The following is an 18055-nucleotide window of genomic DNA, read 5'->3' as shown; positions in this document are numbered from 1 at the left end:
CTTGCACGAACATCATCCGCGCACGGTGGACTAACGGCGAATCCTGCCCCGAGGAAATCGGGGCGGTCGAGTCATTCGACAACTGGGCGATGAGCCGCTCCAGACAAGGTTCCGTGATTGACCATGTGGGTATTCCCCCGTGGAACCAAACAGTCCCGCTTTCTGTTTGTATGGCACGTCACCGGGGGACATCAGGTCAGGTCATGTCTACTTATAAAAACGGAAAAAACGGCAGCAGTGCCCTCTTCACAAAAGTGGCCAACGCTACCTCGCACGCTGCCGGCAAGGCGTTGACCTTCGGCATCGCCGTGTTGATCGTGCTTGTATGGGGCATCTCGGGGCCGATCTTCGGCTTCTCCGACACTTGGCAATTGGTCATCAACACCGGGACAACCATCGTAACGTTCCTGATGGTGTTCCTCATCCAGAATTCGCAGAATCGCGACGGCGCCGCCATCCAGGTCAAGCTGGATGAACTGATCCGCAACAGCAAGGCGCACAACCGCTTCGTCGGCATCGAGCACCTGACCGACGATGAGCTGGAAGAAATCCGGGCCAAGTGTGAGGAACGCGCGAAGGCTGATGATGACGATGACAAGGTCGTCAGCCTCGACCGGGCGGCGCGTAAGGCTGAGCAGGCGAGCACGTCCTGATTGCTTCCGGTTCTTCACGAACACGCCGCCAGGTTGCGGCAGCATTCATCCCCGGTCATTCCCGGTGGAATACAGCTTCGCCCCACCCTTCGCGCAGGCAAGACATCATTTCCATTCACCCGCAACAGGTTCGGCGCGACGCAAGACCTCCCGGTCCCGGCCCGGGGCCACTGATGGCCTCCGCCAGGAGTTGGCTGACTGTGGGCCCGCACTGATCACCCAGTGAAGCGAGGCCCGGCATCGTAGTGAAAAAACGTCGCGATGGCGCGTCGGACGACGCGGCGATTCTAAAAACGGGATCGCACACTGAAAAGCAAGGTCGCGCCCGGCGCGCCAATCCCCCGACCTTATTGAAGCAAGGGAAAGAGAAGGAAGGTGACCCCGGCGCCCCAAATATTGCTGCGATCACGCGCGTCTGTGCGTCGCGACGAAGCCGGAGACCACTGCATGCTGCCCATGCCACACGCACAGATTGCCTTCGCAGGCTGCCCGCCGCATGGTGCGGCCGATGTTGGGACCCAGCCTGCACTTCGAATCGTCATCCTCCGCTTTCCTCGCCGGCTATCGTTCGGCCTGGCTGTCGGTCTTTGCCTATGTGCTGTTTGGCACCTATATCGGCGTCGGCGCGCTGGCGCACGATTTCGGCTTCAGCGTCTGGTGGGTGGGTCTGACGACCATCCTGATCTGGGCCGGTCCGGCGCAGGTGATTTTGATCTCTGCGCTCGGCGCCGGTTCGCCGCTGATTGAGGTGGCGATTGCGGTCGGTCTCAGCGGCGTGCGCCTCCTGCCGATGGTGGTTTCGCTCCTGCCGCTCCTTAAAGGCCCGAAGACGCGCTTTCGCGAATTGATCCTGCCGGCGCACATGACTGCGGTCAGCATGTGGGTGGAATCGATGCGGCTGGCGCCGCTGGTCGCGGTGGAGCGGCGCATTCCCTTCGTGAACGGCCTCGGCGCCGGTTATTTTTCCTCCGCGCTGATCGCGACCTTCGGCGGCTATTATCTCGCCGCGCAATTGCCGGCGCTTTTGACCGCCGCGCTCCTGTTCCTGACGCCGATGTCGTTTCTGGTGTCGATCGCCCGCAACAGCCGCGAACTGATCGACCGGCTGGCGCTGCTGTTCGGCCTGATCATCGGGCCGATCCTCGCCTATTACGCGGTCAATCTCGACATCATGTGGTCCGGAGTCATCGGCGGTACCCTGGCGTATGGAGCACACAGGATTTGGGGGCGCCGGCGATGAGCGTATTGACGGAGCAGCTTTGGCCCTATCTGGTGCTGGTTCTGGTCGGCTTTCTGCCGAACGAAGTCTGGCGCGCCTTCGGTCTGGTCGCCTCGCGCGGCCTTGACGAAGGCTCGGAGATCCTGATCTGGGTGCGCGCGGTCGCGACCGCGGTGCTCGCTGCGGTTATCGCCAGGCTGACGATTTTCGCCCCTGGCGCGCTTGCCTCCATTCCGCTGTCTGTGCGCTTGATCGCGGTCGCGGCCGGCTTTGTCGCCTTCACCCTCATCCGCCGCTCGGTCTTCGCCGGCGTCGCGACAGGTGTTGCCACACTGATCCTCGGCACCCTGGTGAGCGAATGGCTGTTGCGGGGCTGAAATCGATTATCATTTCTCTGTTCGTCCCCGCGCAAGCCGGGATTCAGAGGTGCAAAAGTAGCAGTCCAGCAAGGCGGATCCCGTTGTAAGACGCGCTCGCTGGCTTTGGTCCTATATCATTGTCGTCGTATTGCGCTCAGCTGAGTTCTTGGGCGAGTCCGATGAGAAGCCCTTCAGGCCCGCGGATATAGCAGAGCCGATACGCGTCCCTGTATTGGACGACTTCGCCTACGAGCTGCGCGCCGCGATTGCGCAGCCTTTCAAGCGTCTCGTCGATGTCGTCCACGGCGAACATGACGCGAAGATAGCCTAGAGCGTTGACTGGGGCGTTGCGGTGATCCGCGACGGCAGGCGGCGTGAGGAAGCGGGATAGCTCCAGCCGGCCGTGGCCGTCCGGCGTGCGCATCATGGCAATCTCGACGCGCTGATTGCCCAGTCCGGTGACACGTCCGGCCCATTCTCCTTCGATCGTGGCCCGCCCTTCGAGCTCAAGGCCGAGGTCGCGAAAGAAATCAATTGTCCCTCCGAGATCATCGACGACGATTCCGACGTTGTCCATCCGTTTGAGCGCCATGGGTCCAATCTACAAAGTGTCTGGGGGTCCCGCTTACGCTGGAAGGAACGGGGGTGATGTGCGCTTCGATTCAAAAGGCGCTACACGGAGCCAAGAGCCGCCGACAGCCTTTTGGCGTGCTCGGCCAGCACTTCCGGCTTTTCCTTCTCGCTCGCCGGCGGCTTCATGGAGACGCCTTCCTTGCGCGGGATGACATGCACGTGCAGGTGAAACACCACCTGTCCGCCGGCGCTTTCGTTGAATTGCTGGATGGTGACGCCGTCGGCCTCGAACGCCGTCATCGCGGCTTTCGCAACCTTCTGCGCCACCTTGATCACATGCGCGAGGTCGTCAGGCGGCACGTCCAGCACATTGCGGGCCGGAGCCTTGGGCAGGATCAGCGTGTGGCCGGGCGCGCGCGGCATGATGTCGAGAAAGACGAAAGCGCGCTCGTCCTCGTAGATCTTGTGGCACGGCAGTTCGCCGCGCAGGATCTTCGCAAAAATGTTGTTGGGGTCGTAAGCCGGCATGTCTCAATCCTCTGCGGCAGCAGTTTTGCGGAAAGGCGTGTAGGCGGCAAGTTCCCGGCCGGCGGCGTCCACATGCAGCCGCTCGCGCTTCAGGTAATCGGCAATCGCCCGCCGCAATCCGGGATCGGCAATGTAGTGGGCGGAATAGGTCGTCACCGGCGCATAGCCGCGCGTGAGCTTGTGCTCGCCCTGTGCGCCGGCTTCGACACGCGGCAGCTTGTGCGCGATGGCGTAATCCATGGCCTGGTAATAGCAGACCTCGAAATGCAGGAAGGGATGATGCTCGACCGCGCCCCAGTGGCGGCCGAACAAGATGCTATCGCCGACGAAGTTGATGGCGCCTGCAATGTAGCGCCCCTCGCGCTTCGCCATCACCAGCAGGATGCGGTCGCGCATGCTCTCGCCGATCAGCGAGAAGAATTTGCAGTTGAGATAGGGACGGCCCCATTTGCGCGAGCCGGTATCCATGTAGAAGGCGAAGAAGGTGTCCCAGATGGATTCTGTCAGGTCGGAGCCGGTGAGCCAGTCGATGCTGAGGCCGGAAGCCAGGGCCTCGCGGCGTTCGCGGCGGATGAACTTGCGCTTGCGCGAGGAGAGGGCGCTCAGGAAATCCTCGAAGGAGGAATAACCGGGATTGTCCCAATGGAATTGCTGGTCGGTGCGGATCAGATATCCCTTCGCCGAAAGGGCGTCGCGATCGGCCGGCTGCAGGAAGGTGGCGTGCACGCCGGAGGCTTGCCGCTGCTGGCAGAGGGCGATCAGCCCCTCGGCCAGGGCGGCACGGCCGGTTTCGGCATGCGTCGTGGAATTGAGCAGCAGGCGAGGCCCGGTCGCGGGCGTGAACGGCACCGACACTTGCAGCTTGGGGTAATAGTCGCCCCCGGCCCGCTCATAGGCGTCCGCCCAGGCATGGTCGAACACATACTCGCCCTGCGAATGCGTCTTCAGATAGCAGGGTGCGACACCAAGGACCTGACCGCGATCATCCTCAAGAACGAGGTGCTGAGGCAGCCAGCCGGCGCGGCGTCCGACGCATTGCGAGGCTTCCAGCGCATACAGAAAAGCGTATGAAACGAATGGGTTGGCGGAAATGTTTCGCAATCCATCTTGGCTCTGCTGAGACAACAGATGAGGCTGTGGCCGCAAAACACTGGATTGCTGGACACATGAATCCCAGGCCGCGGGGCCGACGGCGGCGATATCGGACACCGCGCGAAGCTGGACCGTCGCTGCGGTGTCGGGGGAAGAGGCCGAAGAGGACATGCCTGCAGTCTAGCCGCCGTTTATGGCCGAAATCCCTCGAAAATCATCTGGTCGGCCCAGCGTGCGGCGCAAGTCCGCTGCGCCTCGGTCCGCACGGTCCAGGTCAGGAGCGGCAGGCCGAACAGCCACCGTGCCAGCAGCGGCGCGGCGGCGGGCAGATCGTTCACCGCATAGGCCACAAAATGCGGGCGAGTACGCAGGGCGTGCAGAAGATGCGCCAGCCGCCACCGGTCATGGGCGCGCAAACGCTTCCATTCCGGATGCTTGTAGTAACGCTCGGCCACGATTCCGCGCGGCAGCCCCGGTGCGAGAGCGGCCAATGCCGCCACCTGTGCCGGATCGAACGACATTGCGGCGACAGGACCGGCATAGCCTCGCAGGATGTCGGCCACGCGCTGCGGCAGGCGCAGGTCGCCGTCGAATTCACTCTTCAGTTCGAGGATCAGCGGAACCCGCCCGCCGACGAGCTCGCAGAGCTGCGCCAGCGTCATCATGCGATCCGCCGTCGACTTGAACATCACGGCGCCGAGTTCACCCGCGGTCTTGCGGATGACTTCGCCGCTCGCCTCGGTCAGCCGATCCAGCGTGCGGTCATGAAACACCATGACCTCGTTGTCGGCGGAAAGCCGCAGGTCGCACTCGATCGCATAGTTGTTCTCGATCGCCGCGGCGAAGGCGGAGGCGGTGTTTTCAATCACGCCATGGCCGGCGTCATGCAATCCGCGATGCGCCACCGGTCTTGCGGTCAGCCAGTCGAGGCCTGCCATTTGTGCGGTTCGCTGTGTTGTTCAGCTCACGCGACCTCGAACATGCCTTCCACCTCAACCGCGGCGTCCATGGGCAGCACGGAAACACCGACGGTGGTGCGGGCATGGCGGCCCTTGTCGCCGAACGCCGTGACCATCAGATCGGAGGCGCCGTTCAGCACCTTGGGGCCGTCGAGAAATGTCGGCACCGCGTTGACGAAGCCGCCGAGGCGCACGACGCGCTGCACCTTGTCGAGATCGCCGAGCGCGGCCTTGATCTGCGCCAGCAGGTTTATGGCGCAGGCGCGCGCGGCCTTCTGCCCGTCCTCGACCGACACCTCGCCGCCGAGCTTTCCCTTGGCGACCAGATTGCCTTCCGCGTCGAAACAGACCTGCCCCGAAACGACCAGCAGGTTCCCCGTGCGGACAAAACCGACATAATTGGCAACCGGAGATGCGGGTGTGTGCAGGGTGATGCCCAGTTCCGCCAGTTTCTTCTCGACTGCCCCCGCCATACCCGTCTCCTCTTGTTGCACGGTCACGTTGTCGCCGCAAAGCCGGCCTGTCTTGGCTGATCATGGTGTCCCGTGCAAGACAGCACAATAGCCGTTCCATGTTGCAGCAGGCCGGCGGCGCCTTTAATTTTGCAGGCAGCCGCCCCGGAGTTGATCAATGAATTTTTCTTCTCGCGCCGTCCTTTGCAGCGCAACCGGGCTCGCTGCGGCCTTGTGTTTCGGATGGCCTGCGGCCGGCTGGAGCCAGCCCCGCATCGAACTCGCGCCGCACCGGGCCGTATATGACTTGAAACTGTCGCAAGCGCGCGGCAACCGGCCTGTCGAATCAGTCCGCGGCCGTATTCTCTATGATTTCTCCGGCAGCCGCTGCGAGGGTTATGCCCTGCAATTCCGCCAGGTTTCGGAAATCGATCTTGGCGAGGGCAAGACGTTGACAACCGATCTGCGCGCCACGACCTGGGAAGAGGGCGCGGCAAACAGTTTTCGCTTCAAGTCGGAAAACTTCATCAACCAGAACCTGACCGATACCGTCGACGGCAATGCGCAGCGCCGCAATGCCGGCGTGTCGATTGCCTTGACCAAGCCGGGCAACAAGAAATTCGACATCGAGCCGACGATCATTTTCCCGACCGATCACATGCGGCGGATCATCGAAGCGGCGCTGGAAGGCAAGACCATTCTTGAACTGCCGGTCTATGACGGCTCGGAAACAGGCGAGAAGATCTACGACACCCTCACGGTGATCGGGCAGGAGATCGCGCCTGAGAAGAGACCGGATGATGCGGCCGGCCGGACCGACAGCCTGTCCAGGCTGAAACGCTGGCCGGTGAGCATCAGCTATTTCGACAGGTCAAAGAAGACCGGCGAGCAGACGCCCGTTTATTCGATCAAGTTCGAAGTCTACGAGAACGGAATCTCGCGCAATCTGTCGCTCGACTACAATGATTTCGTGATTGCCGGCGAAATGACCTCGATCGAGATCGGCAACGCCAAGCCGTGCAAGTAGCTCAATGGTTTACCTTGCCAGTGTAGACCGCCAATTGAGCGTCAAAGGCCCGTTTGTAGGCGGGCCGCGCTTCGCCGCGTGTCACATAAGCGGCCAGGTTTGGATATTCGTTCAGAATGCCCGATGACCTCAGTCTGAGGAGCACCGACACCATCATCAGGTCGCCGGCGCTGAATGCACCATCGAGCCAGTCGGCATTGCCCAGGCGAGTGGAAAGTTGGCCCAAACGATCGCGGACGCGATCCTCGACCAGCGGCAGGCGCTCGGCGTACCAGGACTTGTCGCGCTCGAGGAGCCTGGCGTTCGCGAGTTCAAGAATCGACGGCTCCACCGTGTTGACCGCAGCAAACACCCATGTGATCGCGCGCGCCCGGGCATTGGCATCGTCCGGCAACAGGCCCGCAGTGCGCTCGGCGATGTGCAACACGATCGCCCCTGTCTCGAACAGGACGAGGTCGCCTTCCTCATAGGTCGGAATCTGCCCGAAGGGATGGAGCGCGCGATGCGCGGGTTCCTTCATCGCCGCAAACGAAACAAGGCGAACCTCGTAGCGTTGGCCCACTTCTTCAAGTGCCCAGCGAACACGCATATCACGCGCCAGTCCCTTGCCGCCATCGGGTGACCGTTCAAAGGCGGTAATGGTTATGGTCATCGTGAATGTCTCCTCGCGATGATCTTCGGCTGTGTCAAAAAGACTGGCGGCGCTCGATGCGCTGGCACCGCTGCGCCCACACATTCATCAGCGCAATCTGCGTCGCGGCAACCGTCATCTTGGCTCCGGCAATGAGTCCTGACACTAGTCTTCGTCGCTTGCTTCGCTGCCCAGCCCCAGCCCCTTGAGGATCGCCTGTGTCCCGAAGCGCTCGCGCAGCCTGTCGAGCGCGCGTTCGGCAGCGGCGTCACGGGTGCCACGGATGTCGATCAGGTCAGCCGGATCGGCTCTTTCATCAGACGTCAATGCAGCGACGCCGATGCCGATCAGTCGGTATTTCGTGCCGTCGATCTCACGCGCCAACAGATCGCGACCGGCCGCGTAAATGCGGCCGGCCAGTTGCGTCGGATGGTCGAGTGAACGCGCGCGCGTTTTGAGACGGAAATCGGCGCTCTTCAGCTTCAAAGTGATGGTCGCTCCGGCCAGCGCCTTGGCCTTGAGCCGGGCGGAGACTTTTTCAGACAAGGCCCACAATATCTTCTCCAGGGATCGCAGGTCGGCGATGTCGTCATTGAATGTCGTTTCGGATGAAATGGTCTTGGCGTCGCGATCGGGGACGATCTGACGATGGTCGATCCCGCGCGCCAGCCGCCACAGACGCTGTCCTTCGGCGCCGAAGCGGCGCATCAGGTCGGTCTCATCAGCTTTCTGCAGATCGGAGATCTTGTGAAAGCCGTCCTTCGCAAGCCGCTCCTGGGCGACGCGTCCGACACCGAAAATCAGTGAAACGGGTTTGTCAGCAAGAAAAGCGGCGGCTTCGTCCTGCCCCAGCGTGGCAAAGCCGCGCGGCTTGTCGAGGTCCGAGGCAATCTTGGCGAGAAACTTGTTCGCGGACAGTCCGATCGAAACCGTGATGCCCAATTGTGTTTCGACATTCCGTGCGAACCGGGCAAGCGACTTGGCCGGAAACATTCCGTGCAGGCGCGTCGTGCCGGACAGGTTCATGAAGGCTTCGTCGATCGAAACCGGCTCGACCTGCGGGGTGAGATCGAGCATCAGCCGGCGCACCTCGCGCGCCACCGCGACATATTTCGACATGTTCGGTGGAACGATCTCGGCATGCGGGCAGAGCCGCTTTGCCTCGAACATCGGCATGGCGGAGCGCACGCCGTAAGTGCGCGCGAGGTAACAGGCCGTGGCGACGACGCCGCGCCGACCGCCGCCCACGATTAACGGCTTGTCGGCCAGCGACGGATTGTCACGTTTCTCAATCGTTGCGTAAAAGGCATCGCAATCGACATGCGCAATGGCGAGAGAATCGAGGCTCTTGTGGCGGAGCAGGCGCGGGGAACCGCAGTTTCGGCAGCGCGCGATGCCGGCAGGCGCGTCGCCGAGACAATCGCGGCAGAATCCGGGTGTCATGGAGCGTCGCGTTCCCAGTCCGGGCCGCTGAGCGCCTTTCGCGCGCGGTCAATCTCATCGGGCTGCACGCCAATTTCAGCCGCAAAGGCCAGTAATAATTGCTCGTCGGCGGCGATGTGCCCGATGACGCCAGCCAGGAACAGCGGCTGCTGTGCAGCGATGCGGATATCAGCGGGCCCAATGCCGGTCGACGCGAGAAAGCGTCCAAGCCGCTCCGGATCGGCGGCAATGAAGGTGAGGGCGGCTATGGCGACGCCCTCGGCCCGATCCCGCGACGGCTTTGATGTTTTCTTAACCATAGCTTTTCGTTTGCGTTTCCGTAAGAAATCGGACCTACCTTGAATCATACCATCATGCATGATCGCGCGCCTGGAGGCGATCCGGCACTTGAGCCTTGGATCGAATGGGACCGGGTGGGAATGCCCAGGAGGGGCGGGAATGCCTAAGACTGTCCTGATCGTGGAGGACAATGAGCTCAATATGAAGCTCTTCCACGATCTGCTCGAAGCGCATGGCTATCAGACCGTCGGCACCCGCAACGGCATCGAGGCAATGGATCTTGCGCGCCGTCACCGGCCTGACTTGATCCTGATGGATATTCAACTGCCGGAAGTCTCCGGCCTCGAAGTCACCAAGTGGCTCAAAGACGATTCCGAACTGAAATCCATTCCGGTGGTCGCCGTGACGGCTTTTGCCATGAAGGGCGATGAAGAGCGGATCCGCGAAGGCGGCTGCGAGGCCTATCTTTCCAAGCCGATTTCCGTTGGCAAATTTATTGAAACCGTCCGCCAGTTTCTGGGTAATGCTTAATGACCGCTCGCGTTCTCGTCGTTGATGATGTTCCGGCCAATGTGAAGCTCTTGGAGGCGCGCCTGTCGGCGGAATATTTCGACGTCGTCACCGCCACAAACGGCATCGAGGCGCTCGCCATCTGCGACCGTGCCGAATGCGACATCGTTCTGCTCGACGTGATGATGCCCGACCTGGACGGGTTCGAAGTCTGCCGCAGGATCAAGAGCAATCCGGCAACGCATCACATTCCCGTGGTCATGGTCACGGCGCTGGACCAGCCGTCCGATCGCGTCGCCGGTCTGCAGGCGGGCGCCGACGATTTCCTGACCAAGCCGGTCTCCGATGTGGCGCTGATTGCGCGGGTGCGCTCGCTAACGCGTCTGAAGATGATGACGGACGAATTGCGCATGCGCGCCGTGACCTCGCGCGAGATCGGCATCGAGAGTGCGGAACGCGAGGCAATTGCGGAAACCGGCCGGCATGGCCGCATCCTGATCGTTGATGATCGGCGTGCGTCTTATGAGCGTCTGGCCGCGCTGCTCGAATCCGAGCATGTGGTGGATGTCGAGCCCGATCCGCATGGCGCGCTGTTTCGCACGGCCGAGGGCGATTATGAATTGATGATCGTGTCGCTCGGCCTTCAGAATTTTGACGGCCTGCGCCTGTGCAGCCAGTTGCGCTCGCTCGACCGGACCCGCAGCCTTCCCATTCTCGCGCTCTGTGAGCCGGACGATAACGCCAAGCTGATGCGCGGTCTCGAGATCGGCATCAACGACTATCTGCTGCGGCCGATCGACAAGAACGAGATGCTGGCGCGGGTGCGCACGCAGATCCGCAAGAAGCGCTACACCGAGCGGTTGCGCGACAATGTTCAGCTTTCGATCGAGGCCGCGATCACCGACGGCCTGACCGGGCTCTACAACCGCCGCTACATGGAGAGCCATCTCGCCACGCTGATCGAGCAGGCCGCCGGCCGCCACAAGCCGCTGACGGTGCTGGTGCTGGACATCGACTATTTCAAGTCGATCAATGACACCTATGGGCATGACGCCGGCGACGACGTGCTGCGCGAATTTGCCATCAGGGTGCGCAAGTCGATCCGCGGCATCGACCTCGCATGTCGTCACGGTGGCGAGGAGTTTGTGATCGTCATGCCGGAAACCGACCTCGCCGTCGCCGCCACCGTGGCGGAGCGTTTACGCCGTCGCATCGCCATGGAAGCCTTCCCGATCGAGCAGGGACGGCGGTCCATCGACGTGACCATTTCGATCGGAATTGCAGCGCTGGAAGGTGTGGGCGACTCTGCGAACAATCTGCTGAAACGAGCTGATCAGGCCCTGTACCGGGCGAAACGGGACGGGCGCAACCGCGTCGTCGCCGACGCGGCATAACGCACGAGCTCGGCGGCTAACCCTAACCGGAAACCCTAATTGTTGAGGTTGACAAAAAGTTGCCTCAGTAATCAAAGGCTTGTCCTTTGATTTCGGCTATCTCCAGAGGTAGCCTCAATCGGGACGCTGCAGGAGAGTTGCAGCTGAATTGGGCTAGTGCGGCGCCGGTCGATACTTCCTAAGCTATTGATAACCCTACGGAATGCTCAGGTCCGCCGCATCTCCTGGGTCCGTGGGGTTCGGCCGGCCTGGGAGCGGTGTGAGTGGCCTCCTCATGTCACCGTTTCCGGCCGGCCACCTCTGCGCACAGCCAGGGACGATCCCGCTGCGGCGAAACCGAGTCTGTGGCCACCAAAGACAAGGGCGCCATAACGGCGCCCCTGCACAGCGCAACGTGACTGGGCCTACTTGATCTTGGATTCGCGGAATTCGACGTGCTTCTTCGCGACCGGGTCGTATTTCTTCTTCACGAGCTTGTCGGTCATGGTGCGCGAATTCTTCTTGGCGACGTAATAGAAGCCGGTATCCGCGCTGGAAACGAGCTTCACCTTGATGGTGACGGCCTTGGCCATGGAAAACCTCGGAAAGGGGATTTGTTGGCGCGGAAACTAGCCTCCGGAGCCGGAATGTCAAGGAAAGCCGCGGGGAGCTACAGAAGCTCCCGCATAAAGCGCTTCCGGGGCATCTGGTAGAAAGGCACCGGCAAGTCATGCCCAAAACCGGCGGCGACCCGAGCCTCCAGCTCCTTCAAGGCCACGCGGGTGATAGTCGGCATATCAAGGTTGAGGGCCTCGGCAATCGGCAGCCAGACCAGTTCCACCAGCTCGGCATCGGCATGAACGACGTTGTCGACCTTGTATGCTATGGCGCTGGCGTCGACTGCAAAAAACCGGGTGTCGAACCGTTTGGGCCGGCGTGACGGGGTTATGGCCCGCACGATGAAATGCAGCGCGGAAAGATCCGGGTAGAACCCCGCCTTCGCAAATTCGGCCCAGGGCCCTTCCGGTGCGCTTTCGGGATTGTCGTGTCGCGCACCAAGGAGCAGACCAGTTTCTTCAAAGGTCTCGCGGATGGCGGCGAGGGCGATGGCCCGCGCCTTGGTCGCGCTGGGTCGAAGGGTCTTCCTCATCAGGAACTGCTCGGCATGCGTGTTGAGCGACCTCGCCACCGGCATCAGACGGTCAGAGGGATCGACCCGGCCGCCGGGAAACACGAATTTTCCAGGCATGAAGGAATGCCCGTGGTGGCGCTTGCCGAGCAACACCTTTGGCGTCGGTCCGCTGCGGTCCACCAGGATCAGCGTGGCGGCATCCTTGGGACGAACATTCGGCGATTTGCGCTCGCGCTCCGCCGCGGTCAGTAACTGCGCCAGATCAGTCATGGCCGCGGATTACTGACCACCTTCGCCGGCACCGTATCAAATCCGTGCATGCGATTAGCCCATTGCCAGGCGACGATTGCGCCCTTGATCGGCTGCAAAAGGCCAAGCGAGAGGCCGAGAGTCAATGGCAGCCAAAGCGCGAGATGGACCCAGTAGGCCGGCGCAAATGCGGTTTCGACGGAGAGTGCGAGCGGGACGACAGTATGGCCGACAATGGCGATGTCGAAATAGGCAGGGGCGTCGTCCGCCTGATGATGGTGCAATTCCTCGCTGCAGGACGGGCAATTGTCATTGACCTTCAGAAAGGCGCGAAACATGCGTCCTTCGCCACAAGCGGGGCAACGACCACGGAAACCGTTCAGCAGCGCCCGCCCGCCGTGACGCTGCTGCCCCTCTATCATGATACCCATCTTGGAGTCCTCAGCCCCGCTTTCGGGGTCTTACCCGTTTGGTTTTCGACCGATATTTAGGACGCGGCGGCGATTTGCCCAAGCTTTTCCGTGCAGCCCTGTCATGCTGTCCGGTGGAGAGCAGTTCAAACCGCAAGGCCCCGGCCACCGGAATGGCTTCGACCAGCTTGACCGTCACCCGGTCACCCAAACGAAAGATTTCGCCACTCCGGCGGCCGATCATGGCGTGGCGAGCCTCGTCATACTGGAAATACTCGTCGCCAATGGTGCGGGCCGGCACGAAGCCGTCGGCGCCGGTCTGATCGAGCTTGATGAACAGCCCAGCGCGGGTCACGCCGCTGATGCGCCCTTCAAATGTCGCGCCGATGCGGTCGACCAGATGATGTGCAATCAACCGGTCCACGGTCTCGCGTTCCGCCTTCATGGCGCGCCGCTCGGCCGCGGAAATGCGGGCCGCGATTTCGCCCAGCGAGGCGATGTCGGCGCTTTCGGGCAGGGCGCCCTTACCAAGCTTGAGCGCGCCGATCAGCGCGCGGTGCACGATCAGGTCGGCGTAACGGCGGATTGGCGAGGTGAAATGCGCGTAGCGGCGCAAGGCCAGGCCGAAGTGACCGTAGTTTTCTGAAGCGTATTCGGCCTGCGACTGTGTTCGCAGCACGACTTCATTCACCAGATGTTCGACGTCCTGGCCTTTCACTCTCGCCAGTACCGTATTGAACAGGGACGGACGCAATACGCTGCCTTTGGGAAAAGACAGATCGAGGGTCTGCAGCAATTCGCGCAGGGCTTCAACCTTTTCCAAGCCAGGTTCGTCGTGCACGCGATAGATCAGCGGAACGCCGGCGCGCTCCAGCGTTTCCGCCGCGGCGACATTGGCGAGAATCATACATTCCTCGATCATCTTGTGCGCAACGAGGCGTTCCGGAATGATGACGCGATCGAGGGTCCCGTCCGGCTTGAGCAGGATCTTGCGCTCCGGCAGATCGAGATCGAGCGGGCCACGCTCGTTACGCGCTTTCAGAATCGAGTGATAGGCCGCGTAAAGCGGTGCAAGAATCTTTTCAACGATGGGACCGGTCACGTCGTCTGTCCGGCCGTCGATGGCGTCCTGCGCCTGCTGGTAATGTAGCTTGGCTACCGACCTGATCAAAACGCGATGAAAGCTGTGCGAGTGTTTGCGGCCATCCGCGCCGATCACCATACGCACCGCCAGCGCCGCGCGATCGGCATTCGGCTTCAGCGAGCAGAGATCGTTGGAAATCCGCTCCGGCAGCATGGGGACGACACGGTCCGGAAAATAGACTGAGTTGCCGCGGTCCAGCGCTTCACGGTCCAGCGCCGAGCCGGGTGTGACGTAATAAGCGACATCGGCGATGGCGACGTACACAACATGTCCGCCTTGATTGCCCGCATCCTCGTCCGGCTCTGCATAAACAGCGTCGTCGTGATCCTTGGCATCGATTGGGTCGATGGTGAGCAGCGGAACTTTTCGCCAATCCTCGTATCCGTCCGTGAGAGCGGCGGGCTTTGCAGCTTCCGCTTCGGCCACAGTGTCCGCTGCGAAAACATTCGGGATGCCGTGTGCATGGATGGCGATAAGACTGACTGCACGCTCGTTTTTCAACGAGCCCAGTCGTTCCTTGATGCGGGCGACCGGCAATCCGTAGCGTCCTTGTTTCGAGATGTCGGCAGAAACCAGCTCTCCGTCTTGCGCCTCGCCGGTCGCGTGCGGTGGCACCGACAGCTCGCGGCCCAGTGCTTTCTTGTCGACCGGAACCAGCCGTCCGCCGCCGGCGGGATTGGCGCGGAAAATACCCAGAATGCGGTGGCGGGCCCTGTCCAGGATCTTGATGACCCGCCCGGTATGGCGAATGGCTTCTTCTTCATCGTCGAGTGGCTCGACGCGCAGCAAAACGCGATCGCCAATTCCGGCGATCTCTGTCGGCTTGGCACGCCGCGGCGTCATCACCCGGATTTTGGGCGCGGGGCCGTGCTCCTCCTCATCCCACTCGTTTGGAAGTGCGATCAGCTCGCCGTCGCGATCACGTTCCACGATATCGGCCAGCGTGACGGGAGCGAGGGTGCCGGGGCGATGCAGCTTCTTGCGCCGATTTTCGATCTCTCCTTCATCGGCCAGTTCGCGCAAGACGCGCTTCAACTGTGCGCGAGCTTCGTTCTTCAGATGGAAAGCGCGTGCAATCTCGCGCGTGCCGACTTTTCCGGAAGCCGAGCGAATGAAGGCCAGCAATTCATCCTTGCCGGGGAAGGGTGGCTGTTTCTTTGGTCGTGCCTTCGCCAATGAGACCTTCAGCCGGTTTGTTCCGGCAGTTCAAAGTTAGCCCGTCGCGACCTTCTTCTTTTTTGCCGCGCGGGGCTTAGGCGCTGCCGTTCCCGATAGCGTCTTGCTGTCGCCGGCAGGCTTCGATTTTGCTTTTGCCTTCACCGGCTTTTTTTCGGAAGCGGCCTTGGCCGATTTTTCCGCCTTGGCCGATTTTTCCGCCTTGGCCGGTTTCTCCGCTTTTGCGGTTTTTTCGGTCTTGGCCTTCTTCTTTTTTGGCACCGCGCCTGCGGCGATGCGGGCGTCAATCAGTGCAGCAGCCTCTTCCAGCGTAATTGTTTCGTGCGTTTTGTCGCCGGTGATCGTGGCATTGATCCCGTCATGGGTGACATAGGCACCGTATCGCCCGCTCTTGGCGATGATGGGGCCACCCTTGTCAGGGTGATCGCCCAGATTGCGGCCTGGGTCGGCGCCGAAGCGGCGTCCGCTCGACGGCTTCAGCTTCTTCTCCGCAATCAGCGTCACCGCCCGATTGAGCCCGATATTGAGCACCTCATCGCCAGCCTCAAGGTTGGCGTAGGTCTTGCCATGTTTCACATAGGACCCAAAACGCCCGATCCCGGCAAGGATCGGCTCGCCGTCTTCCGGATGTTTGCCGATCTCTCGGGGCAAGGACAGGAGGCCGAGCGCGACGTCCAGCGTGATGTCGTCAGGGGCCATGCCTTTCGGCAGACCGGCGCGTTTCGGTTTTTCTTCCTTGCTGCCCTCGCCAAGCTGGATATAGGGACCAAAGCGGCCCGTGCGCACGGTCACCTCAAGACCCGTGTCCGGGTCGATGCCAAGCGCGCGCGACGAGGGGCCGGCGCCGTTCTCGCCAGCCGCAAGCTGGCGGGTGAAGCGGCATTCCGGATAACGCGAGCAGCCGATGAAAGCGCCAAAGCGTCCGACTTTCAGCGACAATTGGCCTTCGCCGCAATTCGGACATTGGCGCGCCGGCGCGCCGTCGGAACGCGGCGGGAAGATATGAGGCCCAAGCAGCTCATTTAACGCATCCAGAACCTGCGTGATGCGAAGATCCTTGATCTCGCCGACGGCGGCAGTGAAGTCCTCCCAGAAATCGCGCAGCAAATCCCGCCAGAACAGCTCGTTGTTTGAGACCTTATCGAGCTGCTCCTCGAGCCCGGCCGTGAAATCATATTCGACATATTTTTGGAAGAAACTTTCCAGGAATGCGACGACGATCCGCCCTTTGTCCTCGGGAATAAGCCGCTTCTTGTCGAGGCGCGTATAGCCGCGGTCTCTGAGCACCGCGAGGATTGAGGCATAGGTTGAAGGGCGGCCGATGCCGAGTTCTTCCATGCGCTTGACAAGAGAAGCTTCGGTGAAGCGGGGCGGCGGCTCGGTGAAATGCTGGGTCGAGACGATCGACTCTTTCTTTAGCACTTCACCGGCGGACATGGCGGGAAGACGCTTGGATTCTTCATCGGCGTCATCGTCATCGTGGCCTTCCTGATACAGGGTCAGAAAGCCGTCGAATTTCACGACCTGGCCGGTCGCACGCAATTCGAGAGTCCGGCCGTTCACTTTCGCGGCGATGTCGACGGTCGTGCGCTCAAGTTCCGCCGATTGCATCTGACAGGCCACGGCGCGATTCCAGATCAATTCGTAGAGCTTGGCCTGGTCGGATTCGACATAGCGGGCGACTTCTTTCGGCGTACGATTGGCATCCGTGGGACGAACCGCCTCGTGCGCTTCCTGCGCATTCTTCGACTTGTTCTGATAGCGGCGAGGAGCATCCGGCACATATTGGGTGCCGTAGGACTTGCCGATCATCGTGCGGATCGAAGCAATGGCTTCTTCCGCCATGTCGATGCCGTCGGTTCGCATATAGGTGATGAGGCCGGTCGTTTCGCCGTCGATATCAATGCCCTCGTAAAGGCGCTGCGCCAGCCGCATCGTATGCGCGGGCGCAAAGCCGAGCTTGCGGCTCGCTTCCTGCTGCATCGTCGAGGTGGTGAAAGGCGGGGGCGGATTGCGCCGCGCGGGTTTTGCTTCCACGGAAGCAACTGAGAATGTCGCGCTCTCCAGAGCGTTCTTGAAATCCTCGGCTTCCTGACCGGAACCGATATCAAGCCGCTGAATCTTCTGCCCGTCAGCGCCGACAAGGCGCGCCTCAAAAACATCGCCGCGCGGCGTAGCGAGATTGGCAATAAGCGACCAGTATTCGCGGGCGACGAATTTTTCGATTTCGAGTTCGCGGTCACAAACCAGCCGCAACGCGACTGACTGTACGCGGCCTGCAGATCGGGCGCCCGGCAATTTTCGCCAAAGAACCGGCGACAGCGTGAAGCCGACAAGATAGTCGAGCGCGCGGCGCGCCAGATAGGCATCGACCAGCGCGCGGTCGATCTTGCGCGGGTTCTTCATCGCCTCGCTGACGGCCTGCTTGGTAATAGCGTTAAAGACGACGCGCTCGATCTGCTGATCCTTGAGCACGCCCTTTTCCTTCATGACTTCGAGAACATGCCAGGAAATCGCCTCGCCCTCGCGGTCAGGGTCGGTGGCGAGAATCAGCTTGTCGGCGCCTTTCAGCGCGCGCGCGATATCGTTCAGGCGCTTCTGCGCCTTGGCATCCACTTCCCAGATCATCTTGAAATCGGCTTCGGGATCGACCGACCCGTCTTTCGGCGGCAGGTCGCGCACATGACCAAACGAGGCCAGCACCTCATGGCCAGGGCCGAGGTATTTATTAATAGTCTTGGCCTTGGCCGGAGATTCAACGATGACGAGATTCATGAAATTCCAAAGACTTAGGGCACAAATGATGCGGGCGCCGAGTAGAGCCGCCCGTCAGATGGTGGCGGAAC

At 61.5% G+C, this 18055-nt stretch carries 19 protein-coding genes; 6 read left to right on the top strand and 13 right to left on the bottom strand.

Features of this window, described 5'->3' with window-relative positions; translation table 11 throughout:
• Nucleotides 1–203 precede the first annotated feature (203 nt).
• The 3 genes from RO009_17875 to RO009_17865 all read left to right on the top strand — a co-directional run bounded on the left by RO009_17875 (nt 204) and on the right by RO009_17865 (nt 2249).
• Nucleotides 204–653: a low affinity iron permease family protein gene (locus tag RO009_17875; GenBank protein MDT3686903.1), complete on the top strand. Its 450-nt coding sequence runs from the start codon at nt 204–206 to the stop codon at nt 651–653.
• Between the two features lie 508 nt (nt 654–1161).
• Nucleotides 1162–1893 (top strand): AzlC family ABC transporter permease, encoded by a 732-nt coding sequence (locus RO009_17870; protein ID MDT3686902.1) that lies wholly within the window; start codon nt 1162–1164, stop codon nt 1891–1893.
• On the top strand, nt 1890–2249 hold the full coding sequence (locus RO009_17865) for an AzlD domain-containing protein (protein ID MDT3686901.1): 360 nt from the start codon (nt 1890–1892) through the stop codon (nt 2247–2249). Before RO009_17870 ends, RO009_17865 begins: the two co-directional genes overlap by 4 nt.
• Nucleotides 2250–2385: 136 nt before the next feature.
• On the opposite strand, the gene RO009_17860 is transcribed toward RO009_17865, so the two are convergent.
• From RO009_17860 to RO009_17840, 5 genes are all read right to left on the bottom strand, one after another.
• Nucleotides 2386–2823 carry a VOC family protein gene (locus tag RO009_17860; GenBank protein ID MDT3686900.1) on the bottom strand — a complete coding sequence of 146 codons (438 nt, stop codon included), beginning with the start codon at nt 2821–2823 and terminating at the stop codon, nt 2386–2388.
• Nucleotides 2824–2903: 80 nt separating this feature from the next.
• Entirely contained in the window at nt 2904–3332 is a 429-nt protein-coding gene (locus tag RO009_17855) for an HIT family protein (GenBank protein ID MDT3686899.1), read from the bottom strand.
• 3 nt (nt 3333–3335) lie between these two features.
• Nucleotides 3336–4595, bottom strand: coding sequence for a GNAT family N-acetyltransferase (locus RO009_17850; GenBank protein ID MDT3686898.1), 1260 nt, complete (start codon nt 4593–4595; stop codon nt 3336–3338).
• Nucleotides 4596–4615: 20 nt separating this feature from the next.
• Nucleotides 4616–5362: a glycerophosphodiester phosphodiesterase family protein gene (locus tag RO009_17845; GenBank protein ID MDT3686897.1), complete on the bottom strand. Its 747-nt coding sequence runs from the start codon at nt 5360–5362 to the stop codon at nt 4616–4618.
• Nucleotides 5363–5388: 26 nt separating this feature from the next.
• Nucleotides 5389–5856 carry a RidA family protein gene (locus RO009_17840; protein ID MDT3686896.1) on the bottom strand — a complete coding sequence of 156 codons (468 nt, stop codon included), beginning with the start codon at nt 5854–5856 and terminating at the stop codon, nt 5389–5391.
• Between the two features lie 157 nt (nt 5857–6013).
• On the opposite strand from RO009_17840, the gene RO009_17835 reads away from it, so the two are divergent.
• Nucleotides 6014–6862, top strand: coding sequence for a cell envelope integrity EipB family protein (locus RO009_17835; GenBank protein ID MDT3686895.1), 849 nt, complete (start codon nt 6014–6016; stop codon nt 6860–6862).
• Between the two features lies 1 nt (nt 6863).
• Here the strand turns inward: RO009_17835 and RO009_17830 are convergent, their stop codons facing one another.
• The 3 genes from RO009_17830 to RO009_17820 form a co-directional block, all read right to left on the bottom strand.
• Complete coding sequence (locus RO009_17830) at nt 6864–7514, bottom strand: glutathione S-transferase family protein (protein MDT3686894.1); 651 nt, start codon at nt 7512–7514, stop codon at nt 6864–6866.
• A 144-nt stretch (nt 7515–7658) separates the two neighbouring features.
• Complete coding sequence (locus RO009_17825) at nt 7659–8936, bottom strand: DNA polymerase IV (protein ID MDT3686893.1); 1278 nt, start codon at nt 8934–8936, stop codon at nt 7659–7661.
• Entirely contained in the window at nt 8933–9235 is a 303-nt protein-coding gene (locus RO009_17820; protein MDT3686892.1) for a DUF3572 domain-containing protein, read from the bottom strand. The genes RO009_17825 and RO009_17820 overlap by 4 nt, the downstream gene beginning before the upstream one ends.
• A 139-nt stretch (nt 9236–9374) precedes the next feature.
• Here RO009_17820 and RO009_17815 point away from each other — a divergent pair, with 139 nt between their 5' ends.
• Together RO009_17815 and RO009_17810 are read left to right on the top strand one after the other, a co-directional pair.
• Nucleotides 9375–9746 carry a response regulator gene (locus tag RO009_17815; protein MDT3686891.1) on the top strand — a complete coding sequence of 124 codons (372 nt, stop codon included), beginning with the start codon at nt 9375–9377 and terminating at the stop codon, nt 9744–9746.
• A complete protein-coding gene (locus RO009_17810; GenBank protein MDT3686890.1) occupies nt 9746–11119 on the top strand; it encodes a PleD family two-component system response regulator in 1374 nt (457 codons plus the stop codon). Before RO009_17815 ends, RO009_17810 begins: the two co-directional genes overlap by 1 nt.
• 404 nt (nt 11120–11523) lie before the next feature.
• Here RO009_17810 and rpmG read toward each other — a convergent pair whose 3' ends face one another.
• The 5 genes from rpmG to topA form a co-directional block, all read right to left on the bottom strand.
• Nucleotides 11524–11691 carry a 50S ribosomal protein L33 gene (gene rpmG / locus RO009_17805; protein ID MDT3686889.1) on the bottom strand — a complete coding sequence of 56 codons (168 nt, stop codon included), beginning with the start codon at nt 11689–11691 and terminating at the stop codon, nt 11524–11526.
• Nucleotides 11692–11768: 77 nt separating this feature from the next.
• Nucleotides 11769–12500 (bottom strand): NUDIX hydrolase, encoded by a 732-nt coding sequence (locus tag RO009_17800; GenBank protein MDT3686888.1) that lies wholly within the window; start codon nt 12498–12500, stop codon nt 11769–11771.
• The gene (locus RO009_17795) at nt 12497–12901 is read right to left on the bottom strand and encodes a DUF983 domain-containing protein (GenBank protein MDT3686887.1); all 405 of its coding nucleotides are present in this window, start codon (nt 12899–12901) and stop codon (nt 12497–12499) included. The genes RO009_17800 and RO009_17795 overlap by 4 nt, the downstream gene beginning before the upstream one ends.
• A 19-nt stretch (nt 12902–12920) precedes the next feature.
• Nucleotides 12921–15209 carry a ribonuclease R gene (gene rnr, locus RO009_17790; protein ID MDT3686886.1) on the bottom strand — a complete coding sequence of 763 codons (2289 nt, stop codon included), beginning with the start codon at nt 15207–15209 and terminating at the stop codon, nt 12921–12923.
• 36 nt (nt 15210–15245) lie between these two features.
• A complete protein-coding gene (gene topA, locus RO009_17785; GenBank protein ID MDT3686885.1) occupies nt 15246–17984 on the bottom strand; it encodes a type I DNA topoisomerase in 2739 nt (912 codons plus the stop codon).
• Nucleotides 17985–18055 lie beyond the last annotated feature (71 nt).

Source organism: Pseudorhodoplanes sp. (assembly GCA_032027085.1).
Lineage (GTDB): Bacteria > Pseudomonadota > Alphaproteobacteria > Rhizobiales > Xanthobacteraceae > Pseudorhodoplanes.
Note: the sequence above shows the minus strand (reverse complement) of the source record. Positions and strands in the feature narration are given on the sequence as shown.

Coding starts and splice junctions, on each gene's coding strand:
- RO009_17875 (MDT3686903.1), top strand. CDS start 204: ATGTCTACTTATAAAAACGGAAAAAACGGCAGCAGTGCCCTCTTCACA.
- RO009_17870 (MDT3686902.1), top strand. CDS start 1,162: ATGTTGGGACCCAGCCTGCACTTCGAATCGTCATCCTCCGCTTTCCTC.
- RO009_17865 (MDT3686901.1), top strand. CDS start 1,890: ATGAGCGTATTGACGGAGCAGCTTTGGCCCTATCTGGTGCTGGTTCTG.
- RO009_17860 (MDT3686900.1), bottom strand. CDS start 2,823: ATGGCGCTCAAACGGATGGACAACGTCGGAATCGTCGTCGATGATCTC.
- RO009_17855 (MDT3686899.1), bottom strand. CDS start 3,332: ATGCCGGCTTACGACCCCAACAACATTTTTGCGAAGATCCTGCGCGGC.
- RO009_17850 (MDT3686898.1), bottom strand. CDS start 4,595: ATGTCCTCTTCGGCCTCTTCCCCCGACACCGCAGCGACGGTCCAGCTT.
- RO009_17845 (MDT3686897.1), bottom strand. CDS start 5,362: ATGGCAGGCCTCGACTGGCTGACCGCAAGACCGGTGGCGCATCGCGGA.
- RO009_17840 (MDT3686896.1), bottom strand. CDS start 5,856: ATGGCGGGGGCAGTCGAGAAGAAACTGGCGGAACTGGGCATCACCCTG.
- RO009_17835 (MDT3686895.1), top strand. CDS start 6,014: ATGAATTTTTCTTCTCGCGCCGTCCTTTGCAGCGCAACCGGGCTCGCT.
- RO009_17830 (MDT3686894.1), bottom strand. CDS start 7,514: ATGACCATAACCATTACCGCCTTTGAACGGTCACCCGATGGCGGCAAG.
- RO009_17825 (MDT3686893.1), bottom strand. CDS start 8,936: ATGACACCCGGATTCTGCCGCGATTGTCTCGGCGACGCGCCTGCCGGC.
- RO009_17820 (MDT3686892.1), bottom strand. CDS start 9,235: ATGGTTAAGAAAACATCAAAGCCGTCGCGGGATCGGGCCGAGGGCGTC.
- RO009_17815 (MDT3686891.1), top strand. CDS start 9,375: ATGCCTAAGACTGTCCTGATCGTGGAGGACAATGAGCTCAATATGAAG.
- RO009_17810 (MDT3686890.1), top strand. CDS start 9,746: ATGACCGCTCGCGTTCTCGTCGTTGATGATGTTCCGGCCAATGTGAAG.
- rpmG (MDT3686889.1), bottom strand. CDS start 11,691: ATGGCCAAGGCCGTCACCATCAAGGTGAAGCTCGTTTCCAGCGCGGAT.
- RO009_17800 (MDT3686888.1), bottom strand. CDS start 12,500: ATGACTGATCTGGCGCAGTTACTGACCGCGGCGGAGCGCGAGCGCAAA.
- RO009_17795 (MDT3686887.1), bottom strand. CDS start 12,901: ATGATAGAGGGGCAGCAGCGTCACGGCGGGCGGGCGCTGCTGAACGGT.
- topA (MDT3686885.1), bottom strand. CDS start 17,984: ATGAATCTCGTCATCGTTGAATCTCCGGCCAAGGCCAAGACTATTAAT.